This window comes from Acetobacter musti (assembly GCF_011516835.1).
Classification (GTDB): domain Bacteria; phylum Pseudomonadota; class Alphaproteobacteria; order Acetobacterales; family Acetobacteraceae; genus Acetobacter; species Acetobacter musti.
Genome location: NZ_WOTB01000019.1, coordinates 1 through 20,245, shown reverse-complemented (window position 1 = coordinate 20,245; position 20,245 = coordinate 1). Strand labels below are relative to the sequence as shown.

The 20,245-nt window shown below is 60.8% G+C and carries 18 protein-coding genes; 14 read left to right on the top strand and 4 right to left on the bottom strand.

The annotated features are described in order from the left end of the window. Positions 1-10 precede the first annotated feature (10 nt). The 3 genes from GOB93_RS13660 (at position 11) to GOB93_RS13650 (ending at position 2,439) form a co-directional block, all read left to right on the top strand. Complete coding sequence (locus GOB93_RS13660) at positions 11-412, top strand: GntR family transcriptional regulator (RefSeq protein ID WP_173584062.1); 402 nt, start codon at positions 11-13, stop codon at positions 410-412. After that, the gene (locus GOB93_RS13655; RefSeq protein ID WP_173584061.1) at positions 399-1,316 is read left to right on the top strand and encodes an SPFH domain-containing protein; all 918 of its coding nucleotides are present in this window, start codon (positions 399-401) and stop codon (positions 1,314-1,316) included. The genes GOB93_RS13660 and GOB93_RS13655 overlap by 14 nt, the downstream gene beginning before the upstream one ends. A gap of 322 nt (positions 1,317-1,638) precedes the next feature. Then, positions 1,639-2,439, top strand: a complete 801-nt coding sequence (locus tag GOB93_RS13650; RefSeq protein WP_173584060.1) for an SDR family oxidoreductase — start codon at positions 1,639-1,641, stop codon at positions 2,437-2,439. A 110-nt stretch (positions 2,440-2,549) separates the two neighbouring features. Here the strand turns inward: GOB93_RS13650 and GOB93_RS13645 are convergent, their stop codons facing one another. Both GOB93_RS13645 and GOB93_RS13640 read right to left on the bottom strand, forming a co-directional pair. Next, positions 2,550-3,164, bottom strand: coding sequence for a hypothetical protein (locus GOB93_RS13645; protein ID WP_173584059.1), 615 nt, complete (start codon positions 3,162-3,164; stop codon positions 2,550-2,552). Positions 3,165-3,446: 282 nt separating this feature from the next. After that, positions 3,447-4,727, bottom strand: a complete 1,281-nt coding sequence (locus GOB93_RS13640; protein WP_173584058.1) for a NupC/NupG family nucleoside CNT transporter — start codon at positions 4,725-4,727, stop codon at positions 3,447-3,449. Between the two features lie 146 nt (positions 4,728-4,873). On the opposite strand from GOB93_RS13640, the gene GOB93_RS13635 reads away from it, so the two are divergent. From GOB93_RS13635 to GOB93_RS13600, 8 genes are all read left to right on the top strand, one after another. Further along, entirely contained in the window at positions 4,874-5,356 is a 483-nt protein-coding gene (locus tag GOB93_RS13635; RefSeq protein WP_173584122.1) for a glutathione peroxidase, read from the top strand. 275 nt (positions 5,357-5,631) lie between these two features. Beyond that, positions 5,632-8,601 (top strand): penicillin-binding protein 1A, encoded by a 2,970-nt coding sequence (locus GOB93_RS13630; protein WP_242010779.1) that lies wholly within the window; start codon positions 5,632-5,634, stop codon positions 8,599-8,601. A 36-nt stretch (positions 8,602-8,637) separates the two neighbouring features. Beyond that, a protein-coding gene (gene prfB, locus GOB93_RS13625; RefSeq protein WP_173584057.1) for a peptide chain release factor 2 occupies positions 8,638-9,769 on the top strand; the annotation gives its coding sequence in 2 pieces (ribosomal slippage) (positions 8,638-8,706 and positions 8,708-9,769; 1,131 coding nt in all). 840 nt (positions 9,770-10,609) lie between these two features. Continuing rightward, positions 10,610-11,272 carry an energy transducer TonB gene (locus GOB93_RS13620; RefSeq protein WP_242010778.1) on the top strand — a complete coding sequence of 221 codons (663 nt, stop codon included), beginning with the start codon at positions 10,610-10,612 and terminating at the stop codon, positions 11,270-11,272. An 85-nt stretch (positions 11,273-11,357) separates the two neighbouring features. After that, positions 11,358-12,395 carry a MotA/TolQ/ExbB proton channel family protein gene (locus GOB93_RS13615; protein ID WP_173584056.1) on the top strand — a complete coding sequence of 346 codons (1,038 nt, stop codon included), beginning with the start codon at positions 11,358-11,360 and terminating at the stop codon, positions 12,393-12,395. 2 nt (positions 12,396-12,397) lie between these two features. Next, a complete protein-coding gene (locus GOB93_RS13610) occupies positions 12,398-12,823 on the top strand; it encodes an ExbD/TolR family protein (protein ID WP_173584055.1) in 426 nt (141 codons plus the stop codon). Between the two features lie 120 nt (positions 12,824-12,943). Next, positions 12,944-13,381, top strand: coding sequence for an ExbD/TolR family protein (locus GOB93_RS13605; RefSeq protein ID WP_173584054.1), 438 nt, complete (start codon positions 12,944-12,946; stop codon positions 13,379-13,381). 4 nt (positions 13,382-13,385) lie between these two features. Further along, complete coding sequence (locus GOB93_RS13600) at positions 13,386-14,627, top strand: tol-pal system YbgF family protein (RefSeq protein ID WP_173584053.1); 1,242 nt, start codon at positions 13,386-13,388, stop codon at positions 14,625-14,627. A gap of 305 nt (positions 14,628-14,932) precedes the next feature. Here the strand turns inward: GOB93_RS13600 and GOB93_RS13595 are convergent, their stop codons facing one another. Further along, on the bottom strand, positions 14,933-15,433 hold the full coding sequence (locus tag GOB93_RS13595; protein ID WP_173584052.1) for a DUF6622 family protein: 501 nt from the start codon (positions 15,431-15,433) through the stop codon (positions 14,933-14,935). A 183-nt stretch (positions 15,434-15,616) separates the two neighbouring features. Here GOB93_RS13595 and GOB93_RS13590 point away from each other — a divergent pair, with 183 nt between their 5' ends. From GOB93_RS13590 to pdxA, 3 genes are all read left to right on the top strand, one after another. Next, complete coding sequence (locus GOB93_RS13590) at positions 15,617-16,378, top strand: LytTR family DNA-binding domain-containing protein (protein WP_173584051.1); 762 nt, start codon at positions 15,617-15,619, stop codon at positions 16,376-16,378. A gap of 140 nt (positions 16,379-16,518) precedes the next feature. Further along, positions 16,519-17,907, top strand: a complete 1,389-nt coding sequence (locus GOB93_RS13585) for a dipeptidase (protein ID WP_173584050.1) — start codon at positions 16,519-16,521, stop codon at positions 17,905-17,907. Continuing rightward, the gene (gene pdxA, locus GOB93_RS13580; protein WP_173584049.1) at positions 17,904-18,920 is read left to right on the top strand and encodes a 4-hydroxythreonine-4-phosphate dehydrogenase PdxA; all 1,017 of its coding nucleotides are present in this window, start codon (positions 17,904-17,906) and stop codon (positions 18,918-18,920) included. The genes GOB93_RS13585 and pdxA overlap by 4 nt, the downstream gene beginning before the upstream one ends. 86 nt (positions 18,921-19,006) lie before the next feature. Here pdxA and GOB93_RS13575 read toward each other — a convergent pair whose 3' ends face one another. Next, complete coding sequence (locus tag GOB93_RS13575; RefSeq protein WP_173584048.1) at positions 19,007-19,351, bottom strand: hypothetical protein; 345 nt, start codon at positions 19,349-19,351, stop codon at positions 19,007-19,009. Positions 19,352-20,245 lie beyond the last annotated feature (894 nt).

Sequence of the window (20,245 nt, the reverse complement as noted above, 5' to 3'; positions counted from 1 at the left end):
TTCCGCGCAGATGGATTTCCCTTCCATCATTCTCGCCAGTACCGGCGAACCGCTCTATATCCAGATCGCGAATCAGCTCCGCAACCTGATCGCAACCGGCAGACTCACGCCGGGAAGCCAGCTCCCGACCATCCGCAGACTCAGTCTGACGCTCTCGGTCAACAGCGATCCGGTCATCAGGGCCATCCATGCCCTTGCCCGCGAAGGTCTGCTCGACATCCAGCGCGGACGCGGAACCTTCGTGACCGATCCGCTGCCCGATCAGTCCGGAAATCTCAGAAGGCGCGAAATCATTTCCCGTGAAATCGCCGAAGAAGCTGTCTGCAAAGCGCTGACCCGCGGTGTCCCGCCTGAAGACGTCATTCTGGCGATCCGGTCCGTCATAACCGGCGGCGGCGATGATGAGCGTTAAATTTCATACCGTCCACGGCCAGTTTCATGGTCTGTCGCACCTGGTCCGTCTCGTCTTTCACCACTTTGTCCGGGGATCTTCTCTGATGGCTGCTCTCACGCCGGTTTTCATCGGTCTGGTCATCTTTCTTGTTGTCGGATTTCTGAAACTGATCGGGTTCAACAACGAATTCGAGCAGACCGTTCTGCTCAGTTTCGGTAAATACCATCGCACGGCCGGGAGCGGGTTTTATTTCACCTTCCCGTATCTGCGGTCTGCTTACGCGAAGGTCGATACCCGTCTGCAGACCCAGACTATCACCGCCGAGAAAATTCTGTCCCGCAATATGGTTCCGCTCGATATCGACGCCATCGTCTTCCTGCGCGTCACCAATGCCCGCAACGCCCTGCTGGAAGTGGGGAATTATCAGGGCGCCGTCTATGGAATCGCCCAGACCACCCTGCGGGAGCTCGCCGGTTCGCGCGACATGACGGAACTTCTGAATGACCGTGAGGCCTGCGATCGCGCCCTGAAAGACAGCCTCATGGAAAAGACAAATGAATGGGGTGTTGAAATCGAGCGCGTGGAAATCAAGGATATTCTCATTCCGCAGGAGCTTCAGAACGCCATGAGCGCCCAGGAACAGGCTGTGCGTGAACGTCAGGCCCGCGTTACCCTGGCCGGAGCGGAGGTGCAGATTGCCGAGCAGATCGTGAAAGCCGCGTCTCTGTACACCACAATGCCCGGCGCCATGCAGATCCGGCAGATGAATCTGCTCGGAGACATCGCCCGCAATAACAGCACCATTATCGTGCCGAGCGATGTTTCCGCGAGCCTGGCCGGTGTTCTCGGTGCGGCGGTCGCTCTGAAGGAAACGCAGGATCGTGCGCCGCCGCCGGCCGGGGCGACACCGCAGGCCGTCTGACCCGCCTGTCTGCAGATTGCTGAAAGTGCCGGTTTCTGCTCTCTCGCTGACCGACAGCGACTGGCAGTGGTTCAGGCCGAAAGCCGGGACCGGTCTCGCGACCGGCGGAAGGGCCGTGTCGAGGCGCTCCGGCGTCGGATGCATCCAATTCCGGGCAGTCTCAGGAATGGGCTGCGATGCAGGACGGGTTATCGGATGTCGCGCCCGGTTTCGCCTGGGCAGATTGCTGGATGGCCGGAGCGGAACAGCATTCCCGTCTGAACCATTGCGCGGGTTCGTCTGTTTGATTGTCAGAAGACGCACATCAGACAGGAGAACGACAGTGGATCTCGGAATTAGCGGCCGGCTTGCTCTCGTGACCGGGGGAGACTCGGGGATTGGCTTTCAGACTGCGCAACGCCTGCTTCGTGAAGGAGTACGTGTGGCGCTCAGCGATATGAAACAGGACTCTGTTGACGCTGCCGCAGAAAAACTCCGCGCATTCGGTGAGGTCAGGGGGTTCGCCGCCGATCTGACCGATCCGGAACAGGTCCGTGCCCTGCACGGGGCGGTGCGCGACGGAATGGGAGATCCGGATATCGTCGTCTCCGCCGCCGGCATCACCGGTCCGACCGGTCTGTTTCATGACCTGACGGAAGAAGACTGGCACCGGGTCATCGATGTCAATTTTCTCACCGCGCTGCGTGTGGCCCGGAGCTTCATTCCGGCAATGCGCGAAAAAGGATGGGGCAGGGTGGTCTTCATCGCGTCCGAAGACGCCGTGCAGCCTTACACTGATGAACTGCCTTACTGCGCTTCAAAGGCGGCGCTTCTCAGCCTTTCGAAAGGGCTGTCCTCCACCTATGGCCCGGACGGCATCACTGTTAACTGCGTCTCTCCCGCCTTCATCGAGACCCCGATGACCGATGCCATGATGGAAAAACGTGCGAAACGTGACGGTGTCGATATCGCGACAGCCGTAAAAACCTTTATCGATAAGGAACGGCCGATGATGACCGTCAGACGTCGCGGCCGGGCGGAAGAGGTCGCAGACGCGATCGCTTATCTCGTCTCGGCCACGGCCACATTCACAACCGGTGCCGTGCTCCGCGTCGACGGGGGTTCGGTCGGCACTATGGTCTGAGCGTTCAGACTGCGGAAACAGCGTGGCCGGACGCGGTCCTCTCCGGTCATGTTACCGCAGTACAGCCGGGAATTTTTCCCGGCGATTACATCATGGCAGGCTGTCGCATTTCAGCCCGGGCAGCGCGAACTCTCAAAGCTCGTCTTCGCAGGCCCCAGCACCCGGAAGCGGTAACGCGCCGTCTCGGCCGACAGTCGTGCTCCGCTCGTGCGGGTGGAGAGATGCAGTTCAACGCCGCGGCCGTTCTGCAACGCCATCGTTCCGGCTCCGCTTCCCGCTGTCGCCTCTGCTCCGACGGACCAGAAGGTGCTGTCGAAATCATCGACCGAGCCGAGATTATTAACCGAGCCTTCGGCGCAGGAATGGGAGTATCCGATCGCCGGTCCGCCGCCGCCTGAGACTTTCACGGCGTAATCCTGCCCTTTGTAATGCAGCACGCCGGTGCCCCATCCGTAACCGGGGCCGAGGCTGGCCTCCTGCAGCCGGAAGACCAGGCGGTCCGCCGAGGCTGTTCCCGTGTCCGCGGCGCTCTGTGACACGGCGAGAATTGTCGTACCTCCCTGAACGGCTGCGAAAACCGGTGAAGGATTCGTCACGAGTCCCGAAACGGTGAGAGAAAAAGCAGCTGCCAGCATCGGTCGGGGCACGCGCGCGTTCCTTTTCGGAATGGTCTGGCTGGGACCGCCAGCATTGTCATGAAGGGTCGGGCTGGATGGCAGCGGCATGAAAGGCAGAATCTCCCGGACCGGACGGCATTCCCGGTGCGCTGTTAACAGCGACAATAAACCCCGGATCGCGCCAATGGTTCCCCATCCGGCCTGACCCCGGGACAGCAGAAACAGTGGTAACAGCGTCGGCGCGTTTGTGAAATACGCTGGCACTGCTTTGCTTCGGTCCGAAGACCGGCCCACGGAACGGCCGCGCTGCAGCGTGGCATAATTTTACCCTGCCCGCCATCATCCGATCGTAACCGGATTGTAGCGGAAGCGCGGCCGGCGCGCCCCGTTTCAGCCCATGAAGAGACCGGCGATCGCTGCACTTGTCAGGTTCGAGAGAGAACCGGCCAGAACTGCCCGCGCGCCCATCCGCGCCACGAAGCTCCGCCGCTCGGGGATCACGCTGCCGAAAGCGCCGATGAGAATTCCGATCGACGACAGATTCGCGAACCCGCACAGCGCGAAAGAGGCGATGGCGATGCTGTGCCGGTCGAGCGTCGCCGCCTGAATATGCGGAGACAGGCTGACATAGGCCACGAATTCATTGAAGGCCAGTTTCTGGCCGATAATCCCGCCAATGATGCCCGCTTCGTCCCATGGCACACCGATCAGCCAGGCCAGAGGCGCGAAGGCATGGCCCAGCAGCCCGGCAAGCGACAGGGCGCCGAATCCGAGCGCATTCCCTGCCGCTGCCAGAATCCGGTTGACCAGAGCGATCAGGCCGATGAACGCCACCAGAATCGCCGCCACGGCGACCGCAACCTGCGTTCCGGCCGCCGCTCCGGTGGCGATCGCCTCGAAGACATTTGCGGAGCCGTGCGGCTTTCCGGTCGCGGTGTCCGGGATCTCCATGTCCGCTGGTTCGCGAAGGGCCCGCATATCCGTGATCAGCGGCGGCTCGGTCGCCGGCATCAGCAGACGAGCGAACAGGAGGCCGCCCGGAACGGCCATGAAAGAGGCGGCGATCAGGTAATCCATCGGCACGCCCAGCGCCGCGTATCCCGCCAGGACTGAGCCGGTCACGGATGCCGTGCCGCTGCACATCACGGCGAACAGTTCTGCGTCGGTCATACGTGGCAGGTAGGGGGCGATGGCGACCGGCATCTCGCTCTGGCCGATGAAAATGGTGATGACGGCGGAGAACGATTCGACAATCGATGTGCCGATGATCCGGCGCAGCAGCGAGCCGATCACCTCCGCCAGGCGCTGCATGATCCCGAAATGATACAGAACCGAGATCAGCGCGCTGACATAGATGATCTCGGTGAGGACCTGAAAGGCGAAGATGAATGCCCCGCCCGGAAAGACGCGCTGCATGTCCGGCCCGACCAGCGGGCCAAACAGAAAGGCCGTTCCTTCCGCGCCGCAGGCCAGCACGTCGCCCACCAGCGCCGATACCGCGTGCAGCGCCGCCCGTCCGGGCGGTACGAAAAGCACGACCGCCCCGACCAGAAACTGTGCCGCCAGAGCCGCCAGAACGACCCGTGGCCGGATCGCCCGGCGGCTGGTTGAAAAAGCGACTCCCACCGCCACGAAAAACAGGATGGCAGCAAGGCCGCGCAGAACAGGCATCAGTCCGGGTCCGAATCAGATTTCCAGCCAACTCTCACCGTCGCGCGGCTGCCTGTCCAGCCCGGACCCTCGACAAAAACCGGAGACGCTGGCACCTGACTGAAAGACAGGAACGAGAAAACGTGCCGTACGAAAGGGATGCCGTCATGTCATGCGTCTACGATTTCAGCCTGCCCGGTCTCACAGGCGGAACCGTCGATCTGAGCGCCTGGCGCGGCAAACCGATGCTGATTGTCAACACGGCGTCTAAATGCGGTTTCACCCCCCAGTATGAAGGCCTTCAGGCGCTCTGGTCGGAAACAGGGCATGAACTGGTGGTGCTCGGCGTGCCGAGCAACGATTTTGGCCGTCAGGAACCTGGCGATGCAACCGACATCGCCACTTTCTGCTCGCGGAATTATGGCGTCAGCTTTCCGATGACGGAGAAATGCCACGTGAAAGGCGCTCAGGCGACGCCGCTTTTCAGATGGCTCTCCGCCCAGGGTGGCTTCCTGGCTCATCCGCGATGGAATTTCTTCAAATATGTCATCGACCGGCAGGGGCGGCTCTCGACATGGTTCTCCAGCCTGACCTCGCCTGACTCCCACCGGATGCGCGACGCTGTCAGCCGTGTCATCCTCACGGACTGATCCGGCAAGAAACGCGCGGGTCCGTGATCGCTGTCCCTGACCGTTGCTCATGCCGGCCGGACAGGTTGCCGCCTTATATTTTCGGTCTGGTGCTGGCAGACCATAAAACCGCCATAAGCACGGTCAGAGTCTGCTGCCGGAGTCCGGCGGCATGTGGCATGAGCATCCTGACGCGGCCATGCCGGCGTGGCGCTGCCGGAACGAAGAGACGACCTTCGTCGAATTCCCGCGGCTCCGGGGGCGACGGCCGATTATGAGGATGCTAGAGAGCCGCCATGATGTCCCGTCTGTATCCCGCTGTTCTCCAGGCCGTCCCGTCATATGCCGGCTATTGTGGTGGCGTTTCTTCAGCTGGCAGGTCTGTCCGGATGCCGTGCCCCGGCGGTCCGGGCCTGTTTGCTTCTGAAAACCATGACAATGGCTGGCGTGTAACCGGTGAGGACCGTCTGGGTGGCCGCACACCGGACAACATCGCGGGCGGTTCCGGATCTGGCGGCAGAGGTGGCTCTGGCGGGAGAAGCGGGTCAGGCGGCGGCGGGTCCTTCGGGGGGCTTCCGCCCCGCCGCCCGCGCTTCCGCATGTGGCGCAATGTTCTTGGTTCGTCCCTGGCCGTCCTTCTCCTTGGCACGGCGGTCGGCGGCATCGTCATCTGGAAGCAGTATTCCGGCATTGTCGCGGGGTTGCCCACGGTGGACGGACTGCGGTCCTATGAGCCGCTGGTCATGAGCCGTCTCTATTCCGGCGATGACCGGCTGATCGCCGAACTCGCCGCCGAGCGCCGTATCTTCGTGCCGTATTCCGCTATCCCGGACCGCGTGAAGAATGCTTTTCTCGCCGCCGAGGACCATAAATTCTGGACTCATGCCGGCGTCGATCCGCTCGCCATCATCCGCGCCGGTCTTACCGACATGACACGGGGCAAGGGCCACAGGCCGATGGGGGCCTCGACCATCACCCAGCAGGTCGCCCGCATCATGCTCATCGGCAACAATGCCGTCTCGTTCCAGCGCAAGGCCCGCGAAGCTCTGCTGGCCATGCGCATCGAGCAGGTTCTGCCGAAAGAGAAGATCCTCGAAATCTATCTCAACGAGATCTATCTTGGAGACGGCGCCTACGGCATTGCCGCCGCCGCACAGACCTATTTCGCCAAACCGCTCGATCAGCTCGACGATGCCGAGGCCGCCGTTCTCGCGTCTCTGCCGAAATCGCCCACCAACTATAATCCGCTCCGTTATCCGGATGCCGCCCGGATGCGCCGTAATCTGGTGCTCGGTGAAATGGTCGCTATCGGTGCGATTTCGCGTGAGGCCGCGACTGCGGCACAGGCCGAACCCATCATCGCGAAAAACTTTCACCGTCCCGGCCCGGTTCCCGGTTCCGAGTGGTTCGGCGAGGAGGTGCGCCGCGAACTGATCGAGCGTTACGGCACCCAGCAGACTATGCAGGGCGGTCTGAACGTCCACACCAGTCTTGATCCGGCCCTGCAGTCCGTGGCGACAGACGCCCTGAGGGACGGTCTGGCCGCCTATGACCGCTCACATGGTGGCTGGCGTGGCCCGGTGAACCATCTGGATGGCATCACCGCCGGCACGGAGGAGGAAGTCTGGATGTCCCGCCTGGCCACCACGGCCGCGCCTGCCGGGATGCCCGATCGCTGGCGGCTCGCCGTCGTGCTCGATTCCGCGCGCGGGAGTGTCGGCTGGATCGAAGGTACCGCCGCCTCGGGGTCGCCCCGTCACGGCCTCCTTCTTGCCCGCGATCTCGGCTGGATGCGCGTTTTCCGTGCCACACGTCCGGGCGACGTGCTGATGGTTGAACCGCAGGCCGAAGAAAATCGCGTCGCCATTCGTCAGATCCCGAGGATCGAGGGCGCTGCCGTCACAATGGATGTTCACACCGGGCGCGTGCTGGCGATGGTCGGCGGCTGGTCTTTCGCGGCCTCGCAGTTCAACCGTGCCACCCAGGCGCTTCGCCAGCCCGGCTCCTCCTTCAAGCCGTTCGTCTATCTCGCCGCCATGGAGCAGGGGATTTCTCCGTCGCAGCAGTTCGAGGATTCAGCGGTTTCCTACGGCAGCTGGCATCCCAATAACTATGAAAAGGATTTCTGGGGGCCGACCACCCTGCATGACGCGCTGCGTGAATCCCGTAATCTCGTGACCATCCGTCTGGCCGCCCATATTGGCATGAAAAGCGTGGCCAGAATTGCCACCGATGTCGGCCTGGTCGAGACCATGCCGCATGTGCTGCCCGCCGCTCTTGGCGCGGTGGAAACAACCGTTCTGCGCGAAGCCGGCGCCTATGCGACCATCGCCAACGGAGGTCAGAAGGTCACGCCGACGCTGATCGACGATGTCCAGGACCGCAACGGCCATGTCATCTGGCGTCCCGCGGGGCTCGCTCTTACGACCGCGCAGCCGGATGCGCCGCCTCCGGCCCCCGGCGCTGTTCCGGATGCCGTCTTCCCGGCCGCTGACCAGGGTGGCGCCGAAGGGCCGTCCACTGCGGTGTCCCCTGTGCAGGGTTCGCCGGCTCAGGGTGCTTCACCTGGGGCTGGCAATGCGTCTTCGGCCACGCCGCCGGCGCCTGCTCTCGTCGTGCCAGGGCGGGATGCCATTCCTGCCATCGCTGATGTTCGCGCACCGATCGCGAGCGCCGACAGCGCCTTTCAGATCACAACCATGCTTCAGGATGTGATCCGTCGCGGCACCGGGATTCAGGCCGGGCAGGGGATCGATCATCCGATCGCCGGCAAGACCGGCACCAGTCAGGATTTCAATGACGCCTGGTTTGCGGGATATTCCGCCGATCTCGTGACGGTGGTCTGGATCGGCTTCGACACGCCGCAGTCCATCGGAAAGAATGAGACCGGCGGCGCCATTGCGGGGCCAATCTGGAACCGGATCATGAAAACCGCGCTTGCCGGCCGGCCCAGTCTCGATTTCCGGGTTCCCGACGGCGATACGCTGGTCCGCTACGATACCGGACGCGGTGTGACCGTCGATGCGTTCAAGCAGGATCAGTCTCCCGGCCAGAGTTCGAACTTCGCCGGAACCGCCGGAACCGGCGAGCTGACCGCCGCCGATACCGGCGCCGAGAATCTGCCCGATTCAGAAAGCGACATGGTTTCCGTTGCGGAGCAGCAGCCTCCGGTGCCGGGAAAACCGGGAATCCCTGGCGCCCCGGCCGCACCGCCGCCGTCGAAACAGCCTGCCGGGGGTGACATCGGCATGGGCGGCCTGTATTGAGGCCGGTCTCACAACTACGGGATGGAGTGCGGTCGCATGTCCGCCGAGACGGAAGCGCTCAACGAACAGATCAGGCAGTCGGTCGCACTGCTGAGGAGGCATCTTTGACTGGGATGTCGCACAGGGCAGACTTGCCGAACTGAACAACCGGGTCGAAGACCCCGATCTCTGGAACGACGCCGAGGCTGCGCAGAAGCTGATGCGGGAGCGCACACTGCTCGCCAATCAGATCGAAGGCGTGCAGAACCTCGAAAACGAGGTGGAGGACAGCCTCGAGCTTGTCGCCATGGCCGAGGACGAAGGTGATGCCGATATGGTCGCCGAGGCCACGAAGACGCTGCGTCGTCTGGCCGAGGAAGCCAAACGGCGCGAGACGGAAAGCCTGCTTTCCGGTGAAGCCGATTCCAATGACTGCTACCTTGAGGTCAATGCCGGCGCCGGTGGCACGGAAGCCCAGGACTGGGCTGAAATGCTGTTGCGGATGTACACCCGCTGGGCTGAAGCGCATGGCTACAAGATCACGCTGATGGAAAGCTCCGAGGGTGAGCAGGCCGGTCTGAAATCCGTGACGATCCAGGTTTCGGGTCCCAATGCCTATGGCTGGCTGAAAACCGAGGCCGGCGTGCACCGGCTCGTGCGCATCTCGCCATTCGACGCTGCCGCCCGTCGTCAGACCTCTTTCGCGTCCGTCTGGGTCTTTCCGGTCATCGACGACACGATCGAGATCGACATCAACGAAGCCGACCTCAAGGTCGATACGTTCCGCGCCTCCGGGGCAGGAGGACAGCACGTCAACAAGACCGAATCCGCCATCCGTATTACCCATATCCCGACAGGCATCGTCGTCGCCTGTCAGACCGACCGGTCGCAGCATCGTAACCGTGCTACGGCGATGGATATGCTCCGCGCCCGGATGTACGAAGCCGAACTGCAGAAGCGGGAAGCCGCTGCTGCCCAGACTGAGGCCGCGAAAACGGATATCGGCTGGGGCCATCAGATACGTTCCTATGTTCTTGCCCCGTATCAGATGGTCAAGGATCTCCGCACCAATGTGGAGAAAGGCAATCCGGACGCCGTGCTCGACGGTGATCTGGACGATTTCATGGCCGCTTCGCTTGCCGCCCGGGTTGGCGCGACACGGTCGGAGGCGAGTGCTTCCGCTCAGTAGCCTGCGGCACCGGTTGTTATGAATCGAAAACATGAAACGGGCCGTCTCTGATTCTCAGAGGCGGCCCGTTTCTGCTTCCGGAATGGGCACTTTCTTCACAATCCGGCCAGTTTTTCCGCCAGACTTATAAAATCGCGTGTCCGCAATATTTTGTCGCAGACTCATGAGACATATTCCCGATTAATATATTATTAAAATGAATAATTGAATTTTATATATTAAATGATAAATCGGACTGAAAGGCCATCCGGATACGTTTCCGGCATCATGATAAGGGAACCGAAAGCGGTGCTGCGCGTTTCGCACTCTGTCCGGCAAGGTCCTGTCGTAGTCGATTCTGTGTTTTTCCTGTCCGAAACAGCGGTGAAACAATTCCGGAGTATAAAAACGCGGTTCGGCGATATTGTGTGAGCGTGGAAACCGGCCTGTCAGACCGGTTTCGCCGTGTCAGCCGGGCTGAGTCGTAAAAATGATCAGAAATATGATCGCCCGTTTTGCAGGCAGTTTTCTGAGCATGCGCTGATGGCGAGGCTGCCATGTGGCTGTCATCCGCCGTTCTTACACAGAAATGAAACCTGCGTAATTTTTGTGCTTCCTGCTCTTACCACGGACGTTTTCATTTCGGTTAATATCTTTCTTGACATCACCCGCCGTCGATAGCCCAATCGAGAAGCCAGAGGCTCGATCCGTCCTGCCTGTCGCCCTTGTCCAGACGACAGGAGGGGCGGGGGAGTGTCACAGGGCTGCATGGTCAGCGGTTCGGAAGAGGCCGGCTGTGCGTCTGCGGGTTTGTAAAACCTGCCGGCGCAGTCAGGTGACGAAGTCGAGGAGGTTTCCAGTATGATGGACTACGCGCAACAGCAACGAAATCCGATGCAGCGGATCATCGGTATCGGAGGTGTTGCCTTTCTGACCCTGGTTATGGGCGTCATCTACTACACGTGGGTTGATAAGCAGCCGAAAACCGAGACGCACGCGCCGATCAAGACCGAGGTGATCAAGGAGGTGAAGCCGCCACCGCCACCTCCGCCACCTCCACCGCCGCCGCAGATGACCACGCCGCCGCCGCCGTATATTCCGCCGCCGAAGATTCAGGTGCAGCCGCCGCCGCAGCAGGTCATTCAGCACGTCACGCACACGCCGCCGCCGAAGGCCATGCCGCCGGCAACGGTTCAGTCGCCGCCGTCTCCGTCCGCGCCGGTCGGTCCGCCCGTTCCGGATCATCTCGCGGGTTCGCGTCCGATCAACCATGTCGAGCTTGAGTATCCCTCGGAAGCTCAGGACGAAGGTCGTGAAGGCAAGGCGACAGTTGTCTGTGATGTGGAGCCAAGTGGCGAGACAAGCAACTGTAAGGTCACCAGCGTGACCGGTGGTCAGGATTTCGCAAGGGCAGCTCTCGATTATGTCCGGAAGGCCAGATACCAGCCGGCGACCGCGAACGGCGTCCCGATCAAGGAGTTCCACCACGCCTATACGATTACTTTCAGCCTGAGCGACGACTGATCGTCACCACCCAGTGCAGTATCGATCTCACCAGCAGCTGTCATACAGGAAACGACAGCTGCTCATGACGAGGACCAGGATTAAAATGACAAGACTGCTTCGCCGCTTTTCGCTTCCCGGTATGGCTGTTCCCGCGCTGGCGGTGCTGCTGAGCACGGCCGCCCCGGTCGTCGCCTTCGCTCAGGACGCTCAGGCGCCTGCAGCCGCTCCGGCCCCGGATGCCGCGCCCGCAGCCGCTCCCGACGCGTCCGCGCCGCCGGCCGCCCCTGCCGATGCTGCTCCGGCTCCGTCCGACGCGGCGCCTGCCCCTGCGGCCGATGCCCCGGCTCCGGCAACATCCGACGCTCCGGCGCCTGCTTCCGATGCGCCGCCTCCGCCGGCTGCTCCGAAGGAAAATCCGTACGGTCTCGGTGCTCTCTGGGCGAACGGTGACATCATCGCCCGTGGCGTTCTGGTTATCATGGTCATCATGTCGGTCGGCACATGGTACATCATGATCACCAAATTCTTCGAGCAGGCGAAGCTGTTCGGCGCCGCTAAAGATGCCGCGAAAAATTTCTGGTCCAAGCCGTCGCTGCAGGAAGGCGCGTCTTCCCTGAAGTCGACCTCGCCGTTCCGCTATATCGCCGATACCGGCATCGTTTCCGCCGAGCATCACGAAGGCACGATGCAGGAATCCATCGATCTGTCGGACTGGACGTCCTCGCAGATCCAGCGCGCCGTTGACTCGGTGCAGAATAACCTCCAGGGCGGCCTCGCCTTCCTCGGAACCGTCGGCTCGACCTCACCGTTCGTCGGTCTGTTCGGAACCGTCTGGGGTATCTATCACGCTCTGACCGCCATCGGCATCGCAGGCCAGGCCTCGATCGACAAGGTTGCCGGTCCGGTCGGTGAATCGCTGATCATGACGGCCATTGGTCTTGGCACCGCTGTTCCGGCCGTGCTCGGTTACAACCTCCTCGTCCGTCGCAACAAAGGCGCCATGGACAAGGTCCGTAACTTCGCCTCCGATCTGCAGTCCATCCTTATCGGTGGTTTCCGTCATGGTGCGGCTCACGAAACGATCGTGGTCCGCGCTGACAACTCCCCGACCACCTCAACCGTCTCCAACCGGGTGGCCTGATCATGGGAATGTCCGTCGGAGGCGGTGGTGACGAAGACGAGGTCGTATCCGCGATCAACACGACGCCCCTCGTCGACGTCATGCTGGTGCTGCTCATCATCTTCCTGATCACCATTCCGGTGGCGACCCATACGGTGAAGGTGCAGCTCCCAAAGGATGCCAACCAGCCGAGCAAGATCAAGCCAGGGAATGTTACCCTGGCGGTCACAGCCGATGGTACGGCGTACTGGAACGAGACCCCGATCAAGGGACGCGCCGATCTTCTGGCGCGGCTCGAGAAAGTGGCCGTTCTGAAACCTCAGCCGCAGATCATGATCCGCGGCGACGGTGCCGCGAAGTATGAAGCTGTCGGCAAGCTGGTCGCGATCTGTCAGGAAGCGGGCATCTATCACGTCGACTTCATCACCGAGCAGCCCCATTCGGATTGAGAACCGCACCTGCCGCCCTGCGCGGCGGGTGCGCCGGACTGAACCCGTTTCCGGGCGTCACCCTCATCAGCCGGACTGTGATGTGACGCGGCGGAAACAATGTGAGAGAGTAATGCCACTATGGGCATGAATGTCGGATCCGAGAGCACGACGGAAGACGAAGGCATTGTCGATATCAACACCACGCCGTTGATCGACGTGATGCTGGTGTTGCTGATCATGCTCATTATCACCATTCCGCTCCAGACCCATTCTGTTTCGATGGATCTGCCGCAGGGTAATCCGCCGCCGTCGTCCGCACCGGACCCGAAGGTGGTTACCGTGGCGATCGATTTCGACAACAGCATCTCCTGGAATGGGACCCCGATCACCAGTGAAGCTGATCTGCAGTCGCGCTTCATGCAGGCGGCCTCGGAACCGGATCAGCCGGAAATGCATATTCATCCAAACCGCCTGGCTGATTATAAGACCGTGGCCCATGTGCTTGCCGATGCGCAGAGACTTGGCATTACAAAGATGGGTATTGTAGGTCAGGATCAGTTCATGGAAGGACAGTGACCTGATGTCGTTTCGTCTGTCGCGCATGGCGCTTCTCGCCGGCGCAGTGTTTTGCCTGCCCCTGTCAGTTTCCTGCGTTTCCTCAGCGCAGGCCGCAGATGTTCTCAGCCCCGCAGTCGGTAAACCCCTGCAGGCCGCACAGGCCGCACTTGCCGCGCATAATTACGCAAAAGCCATGGCGGCGGTAAACGATGCCGACGCGATCAAGGGAAAAAACGACTACGAGTCCTACACGATCGACCAGATGCGCGCGGCTGTTGCGGCGCAGTCCGGTGATGTCGCCGCCGCGACATCGGCCTATGACAAACTGATCGCCTCGCCCCGCACGCCCAAAGACGCCAAAGCCCAGATGATGATGGCTGAAGCGACCATGGCCTATACGGCGAAGGATTACGCGCACGCTGTCCCTGCGATCGAGCGCTATCTGAAGCAGGTCGGTCCGAACGAACAGATGGAAACACTGCTTGTTCAGTCCTACTATCTTCAGAAAGACTTCAAAAACGCCGCCCGCGTCCAGCAGACGATGATCGACGAAGCCATCAGGGCGAAAAAAGTTCCGACGGAAAACCAGCTTCAGCTTCTGGCCACCTGCCAGTCGCAGATGAAGGACACGGGGGCGATGACGCACACCTATGTCCTGCTGGCGACCTACTATCCGAAACCGGAATACTGGGCGTTGCTTCTGCATGGTCTGGTAACCAACCCGAAGCTGCCTCCGGCGCTTCAGCTTGATGTCTATCGCATCCGTCTTGCGGCCGGAAATCTGACTGCAACAGGCGATTTCATGGATGCGACAGAAATTGCCATGCAGATGGGTCTGCCGCAGGTTGCTCTGAACATCATGAATCAGGGTTATGCTTCCGGCGCGCTTGGCAAAGATGCCGGTGCCGCCCGCGAGGCGAAGCTGAAGGCGCTGGTCGTCAAAACCGTAGAGGACAAAAAGGCTTCTGCGGATTCTGATGCCGCTGCTGCTGCCCAGGCGCCGAGCGGTAATGCGCTCATCACGGCTGGCTACAATTATGTGACCTTCGGACAGGTCGATAAAGGCCTCGATCTGATCAGACAGGGCATTGCCAAGGGACCATTTGACGTCAACGTGGCGAAACTTCGTCTTGGTGAAGCTCAGATGGACGGTGGTCGTATTGCTGATGCCATCACCACCTTCGGCACCGTCGAGGGTGATAACGGGGCCAGAGATATTGCGGAACTCTGGGCTCTGAAGCTCAAATCTGCGGCGAAGAAGTAAAATACAGCATCATTATTGGTGTGCTGTTTGGGCCGGGATCGAAAGATTCCGGCTTTTTCTTTTAGTGGTTATGTATTTTGCATACAGGAGACAAAGCAGGGGCTTTGCCCTGCATCCGGACGGGATCATCAGGCGCAGGCGTGCTCCGCACGACGCCCCTTCATCTCTATTTAATTAACAAACCGGGATCAAAGGGACTGCGTCCCTTTGTGGGGTTCGGGGCAAAGCCCCGAAAAGCCATCCCGCCTGTCTTTGCAAAATATACAAGTGCCTTCTTGTGCCGCCAGGACCAGTCATGCTCCTTTCTACAGCACCAGTCGCCACGCCCCCTCATAACGCCGGAAAAACGCTGCCGCCCATCCGGCAAAATACCCTGCCATCGCCCCTGAAACCGCGCTGCGCAGCAGAATCAGCATCCCGCTCATGTCCGGTCGCATCGCCATGCCCATCCCGAGCGCAAACTGCACCCCGAACAGTCCGACATTCCGGATCAGCGGCACCACACTCCCCGGACGATGCGCCACGCCCCGCGTCAGATCGACACCGATCCGCCCCGGCCCCGTCACAAACCCGATCACACCCAGCACGACCGCCATCGAGGCCCACACCGCATAAGGCGCCACCTGATAGCCGGCCAGCGACACAAGTCCCGACAGACCCCACACCATAAAGATCACCGGAACCATAATCACACGCCGTAACGGCACCTCCCGGTCCTGCAGCGCCAGACATCCCATCCGGATCAGAACGACCAGCAGAACCCACACCCAGACCGGCACATGCGACAGAATTAATGGCAAAGACATTCATGAAGCTCCATTCAGTGTTCAGCACTAGAAAACTTCAGCGAAACACCGCGGCAGCGTCATCCGTCCTTACGGGAAATGCTCGCCATTTTCGCGAACGGATGCTCTTATGCCATTCACGAAGCGTGAACGAACAGCAACCCGGCAGCCATGATCAGAACGACTTTCGGCAACACACAGGATATGAAACGGCGCACAGGATTCGTCCTGCTGACCGCCGCCGCCCTGACCTTCCTCGCGCCTCTGGGCACCTCCATGATCCCGCTTCCCCGCCGCGCTTTCGACTGGCTGACAGCCGGAATCATCTGGGAAGCCGCGATCCTGTTCACCTCACGGACTCTCATCCGTCGCTGGCTTCCCGCGAACAGCCCTGACTCAGCACCCCGCACGCCACTTCAGGCTGCCGTTCTGACGCTGCTGATCGCCTCCATCCCGGCCGCGCCTCTTACCATGCTTGTGATGAATGTCCCGGTCTCGCCCATGCGTCTCGCCATTTTCTGGTTCTACGCGATGGGCCTCGGCCTCATCCTGTCTGCCATCCGTTCCGGCTACGGGACCGCAGCCGCCGCCACGATCAGGCCGCCGATACCGCCCGCCTCAGCCACGATCTCCCCGGTCCGGCTGCTACCCACAGACAACTTTCTCGCCCGTCACGCCCCCGAACTCACCGGCGCTACCCTGCTCGCACTCTCCGCCGAAGACCACTACCTTCGTATCCATACCGATCGCGGCCAGGCCCTTGTGCTCCTCCGCCTGCGTGATGCCCTCGATACGCTCGATGCCACCACCGGCCTTCAGGTCCATCGCTCCTTCTGGGTCGCGAAAGCGGCTACCCCGAAAGCCTCCCGTCGCGGCCAGTCCTGGCAACTCGAGCTGCCCGGTGGCGTCACTGTTCCCGTAAGCCGCACCCATATCCCAGCCTGCCGCACTGCAGGCTGGCTCTGAATGCCACAGTTCTTATCAGAGCACGGGTCAGAGCTCCGGTAAGATATAGCCCCTATTCACCTGCTCCCAGTTCCAACCCGCGTCCCCCGATGCCATGATGCCCGCCAGACGCATCACAGCACGCAGCAGGAGCGACGCGCATGACGGCACCTCAGGACGCCCTCAACCGGGCCGATAAGAATCTCGACGACAGTCTCGAACGCCTCTTCGCGCTTCTCCGTATCCCCAGCATCTCCACCAAAGCCGCTCACGCAAAAGACTGCCGCGCCGCCGCCGAATGGCTGCAAAAGGAGCTCACCGAACTCGGCTTCACCGCCGCCGTTCGCGAAACTCCCGGTCACCCCATCGTCACCGGCCACTGCAAAGGCCCCGAAGGCAAGCCCCACGTCCTGTTCTACGGCCATTACGATGTCCAGCCCGTCGACCCTCTCGACCTCTGGACCGCACCTCCTTTCGAGCCCCGCCTGGTCGACTCCCCGTCCGGCACAACCGAAATCACTGCCCGCGGCGCTGCCGACGACAAGGGTCAGGTCATGACCTTTCTGGAAGCCTGCCGCGCCCTGCGTGACGCCGAAGGCCGTCTCCCTGTCGGTGTCACGGTCGTCATCGAAGGCGAGGAAGAGTCCGGCGGCGTCAATCTCCTCCCGTTCCTCAAAGCCAACGCCGAAGAGCTGAAAGCCGACCTCGCCCTCATCTGCGATACCGGCATGCTCGACCCCCATACTCCCGCCATCACCACCATGCTGCGCGGCATGGTCGGCGAGGAAGTCACCATCACCGGCGCCGCCTGTGATCTCCACTCCGGCATGTTCGGTAACGCCGCCCGCAACCCCATCCAGGTCCTCTGCGACATCATCTCGGACCTCCGCGACGGCGCCACCGGTCGCGTCACCCTGTCCGGCTTCTACGAAGGCGTCCCCGAAATGCCCGAAGAAGTCCGCGAACAGTGGCGTAAAATCGGCCCCACCGACGCCCAGGGTCTTGGCAGTGTCGGCCTCCGCTGGCCCGCCGGCGAACAGGGATATACCGCGCTCGAACAGACCTGGTGCCGCCCAAGCTGCGAGATCAACGGTATCTCCGGCGGCTATGAGGAAGATGGCTTCAAAACCGTCCTCCCCGCGAAAGCCTCCGCCAAAATCTCCTTCCGTCTTGTCGGCGATCAGGATCCCGAGAAAATCCGTGCCGCCTTCCGCGAGCACGTGCGCGCCCGCCTGCCCAGAGACTGCAAAGTCGAATTCAGATCACACGGCGGCTCCCGCGCCAGTGTCGTTCCCGCCGACCTGCCGGCCCTCAGACCCGCCCTGAAAGCGCTTTCCGACGAGTGGGGCACCGCCGCCACCGTCATCGGCTGCGGCGGTTCCATCCCTGTCGTCGGCGAAGTGAAGCAGGCTCTCGGGCTGGACTCCCTTCTCATCGGCTTTGGACTGGAAGACGACCGCGTGCATTCCCCTAACGAGAAATACAACCTCACCTCGTTTCACAAAGGCATCCGCTCCTGGGTGCGCGTGCTTACGGCTCTTGCTCAATGACCTCACCAAAACAGAAACCGCTCGTCCTCACCATGGGAGATCCCGCCGGGATCGGACCGGAAATTACCGTCGGGGCCTGGAAAGCCCTGCGTAAAACCGGCCCCGCCTTCGCCTGGATTGGCGACCCAGCCTGCCTTCCGCCCGGCACGCCCTATGAGGATGTCGTCACACTCACCGAAGCCAGCAGCGTTTTTCCCAAAGCCCTGCCGGTTCTGCCTCTCTCTCTCCCGGCTCCCGTTCATCCCGGCGAGCCCGACGTTCTCAACGCCGGCCCCGTTGTGGACAGCATCCTCCGCGCCGTAGGCCTCACCCGTGCGGAAGATGCCGGCGCCGTCGTCACCAATCCGATCAGTAAAGCTGTTCTGCGCAGCGCCGGTTTTCCGCATCCTGGCCACACCGAATTTCTTGCCGAACTCTGCGAAGTCCCCGGCGAAGAAGTCATGATGCTCGCCAGTCCCATGCTCCGGGTCGTGCCCGTCACCGTCCACGTCTCTCTCCGCGAGGCCCTGGACACTCTCACCACCGACCTCATCGTCAAAGTCGCCCGCACAACAGCCCATGCTCTGAAACGGGATTTCGGAATCACAAACCCCCGCCTCGCCATCGCCGGCCTCAATCCGCATGCAGGAGAGGAGGGCCATATGGGCCGCGAGGAAATCGATATCATTATCCCCGCCATCGAACAGCTCCGCGCAAAAGGTCTGAACATCCAGGGTCCCATGCCGCCTGACACCATGTTCACCGATGCCGCCCGCGCGACCTACGATGTTGCGCTCTGCATGTATCACGATCAGGCCCTTATCCCGATCAAAACCCTGGACATGGAAAACGGCGTCAACACCACCCTGGGTCTCCCCATCGTCCGGACCTCCCCGGATCACGGCACCGCTTTCGATATCGCCGGAAAAGGCCTCGCGAAACCCGAAAGCCTCATCGCCGCGCTGCGTCTGGCCGGAAAGCTCGCCGCATACCGCGCCGCCAATCCGGAGCCGCCGGAGATGCGATTTACCTGAGAGACTGTTTCAAAAGCTTCACCGGGATAAAGCCTTTCATAACATACGAATAATATTATGTTTTTTGTCCCGTTTATCCGCTCATCTCAGCCAGCCTTAAAAAAGCGCGCCACGACAACCCTTTGATAAAAAACAATAAAAGTTTTTGGGTGCCGTGTTTTTCCCAAAAAGGCGGCGTCTTCTGAAGCTTTTAAAAAAGCTTCACCAAAAATTTCTTTACAATTTAAAGGAGATTTCACAAGAAGGCTTTTGAAACAGCCTCTGAGAGTGTGCCTTGATCGCGGATCCGGGTGGTTTGAAAAAACTACAGGTTGACTATTGGTTGTGTGGGTCTGCTTGAGGTTTTTCCCGGATCGTTGATTTCGAACCGTTTCATCTGATGCCAGAACAGGCTCCACTTCATCGTCAGTCAGGTGGGTGTAGTGAAACACGCGGATCGTGCCGTGCGAGTCCTCAGCAGATCGCGAATACGTTCGCTGATCTTATTATAATCATCGCTATATGGGTTCGTTTCGCCTGGCGCACGACAGTCGGCGCAGTCAGTTACTCTTGATGAATGCGCAGGTCGATTGCGCTATGCGCCCGAAGCATGACGCGTCAGCTTCCCCAACAGTTCCGCGTCGAAGTACGCGGGTCCCAAAGTCGATGATGTTACGCTGTCGCATGCGTATGACCTCGCCTGAACAACCACCCGGGCGGCGGCAGGCGGCTATTAGCGGGCCATCGCGGCGCGGACACAACCGCAACGTCCAAAATGTTATGTTATGACATAACTAAAACGCGCGCGAAGAAAATGGCGATCATGGCGAGCTATTGTGAGGGCTCAAGCTTCCGGACAAGGCGCTATGGCTCCGCCCGCGACACGCTTGCGAGCCATGAGGCGGACGCTTGTAATACATCTGGAACGCACAAACTCCGGAAGCAGCACGCCATGGTGATGTGTCCGACTTATCTGTCCGACTCTATTTAAGGGAAGTCGGACAGGAAAAACGGCAGAAATCCAAGGTTTTTATAGTAAGTGTCCGACTGTCCAAGTGATTATATATGTGTGTGTGCGGACTCACACTCACAACCTCATGGTTAGCCTGCCGCACCACAAATGGGGAGGATAAGGGGTTGTCCTGGCCAGAGCGGACGTAGACTATTGGATTTTAAGGATACTTTGCATGTCGTGGCGTCCCATAGGGGATTCGAACCCCTGTTGCCGCCGTGAGAGGGCGAATTAAACCTTTTTATATCAATGGCCTTTTCAAACAAATGTCATGTTATCAGTGTGTTATTGTGTCTCTCGGTGTCGTGCTGTGTCATGCGGTGAAATGCTGATT

What these genes read in the sequence shown, in the direction of transcription:
- GOB93_RS13630 (WP_242010779.1), top strand. Translation starts at nt 5,632, where the DNA reads ATGATGTCCCGTCTGTATCCCGCTGTTCTCCAGGCCGTCCCGTCATAT.
- GOB93_RS13635 (WP_173584122.1), top strand. Translation starts at nt 4,874, where the DNA reads ATGTCATGCGTCTACGATTTCAGCCTGCCCGGTCTCACAGGCGGAACC.
- GOB93_RS13585 (WP_173584050.1), top strand. Translation starts at nt 16,519, where the DNA reads ATGACGGCACCTCAGGACGCCCTCAACCGGGCCGATAAGAATCTCGAC.
- GOB93_RS13605 (WP_173584054.1), top strand. Translation starts at nt 12,944, where the DNA reads ATGGGCATGAATGTCGGATCCGAGAGCACGACGGAAGACGAAGGCATT.
- GOB93_RS13640 (WP_173584058.1), bottom strand. Translation starts at nt 4,727, where the DNA reads ATGCCTGTTCTGCGCGGCCTTGCTGCCATCCTGTTTTTCGTGGCGGTG.
- GOB93_RS13590 (WP_173584051.1), top strand. Translation starts at nt 15,617, where the DNA reads ATGAAACGGCGCACAGGATTCGTCCTGCTGACCGCCGCCGCCCTGACC.
- GOB93_RS13660 (WP_173584062.1), top strand. Translation starts at nt 11, where the DNA reads ATGGATTTCCCTTCCATCATTCTCGCCAGTACCGGCGAACCGCTCTAT.
- GOB93_RS13610 (WP_173584055.1), top strand. Translation starts at nt 12,398, where the DNA reads ATGGGAATGTCCGTCGGAGGCGGTGGTGACGAAGACGAGGTCGTATCC.
- GOB93_RS13600 (WP_173584053.1), top strand. Translation starts at nt 13,386, where the DNA reads ATGTCGTTTCGTCTGTCGCGCATGGCGCTTCTCGCCGGCGCAGTGTTT.
- GOB93_RS13655 (WP_173584061.1), top strand. Translation starts at nt 399, where the DNA reads ATGATGAGCGTTAAATTTCATACCGTCCACGGCCAGTTTCATGGTCTG.
- GOB93_RS13615 (WP_173584056.1), top strand. Translation starts at nt 11,358, where the DNA reads ATGACAAGACTGCTTCGCCGCTTTTCGCTTCCCGGTATGGCTGTTCCC.
- GOB93_RS13645 (WP_173584059.1), bottom strand. Translation starts at nt 3,164, where the DNA reads ATGCCGCTGCCATCCAGCCCGACCCTTCATGACAATGCTGGCGGTCCC.
- GOB93_RS13595 (WP_173584052.1), bottom strand. Translation starts at nt 15,433, where the DNA reads ATGTCTTTGCCATTAATTCTGTCGCATGTGCCGGTCTGGGTGTGGGTT.
- GOB93_RS13620 (WP_242010778.1), top strand. Translation starts at nt 10,610, where the DNA reads ATGATGGACTACGCGCAACAGCAACGAAATCCGATGCAGCGGATCATC.
- pdxA (WP_173584049.1), top strand. Translation starts at nt 17,904, where the DNA reads ATGACCTCACCAAAACAGAAACCGCTCGTCCTCACCATGGGAGATCCC.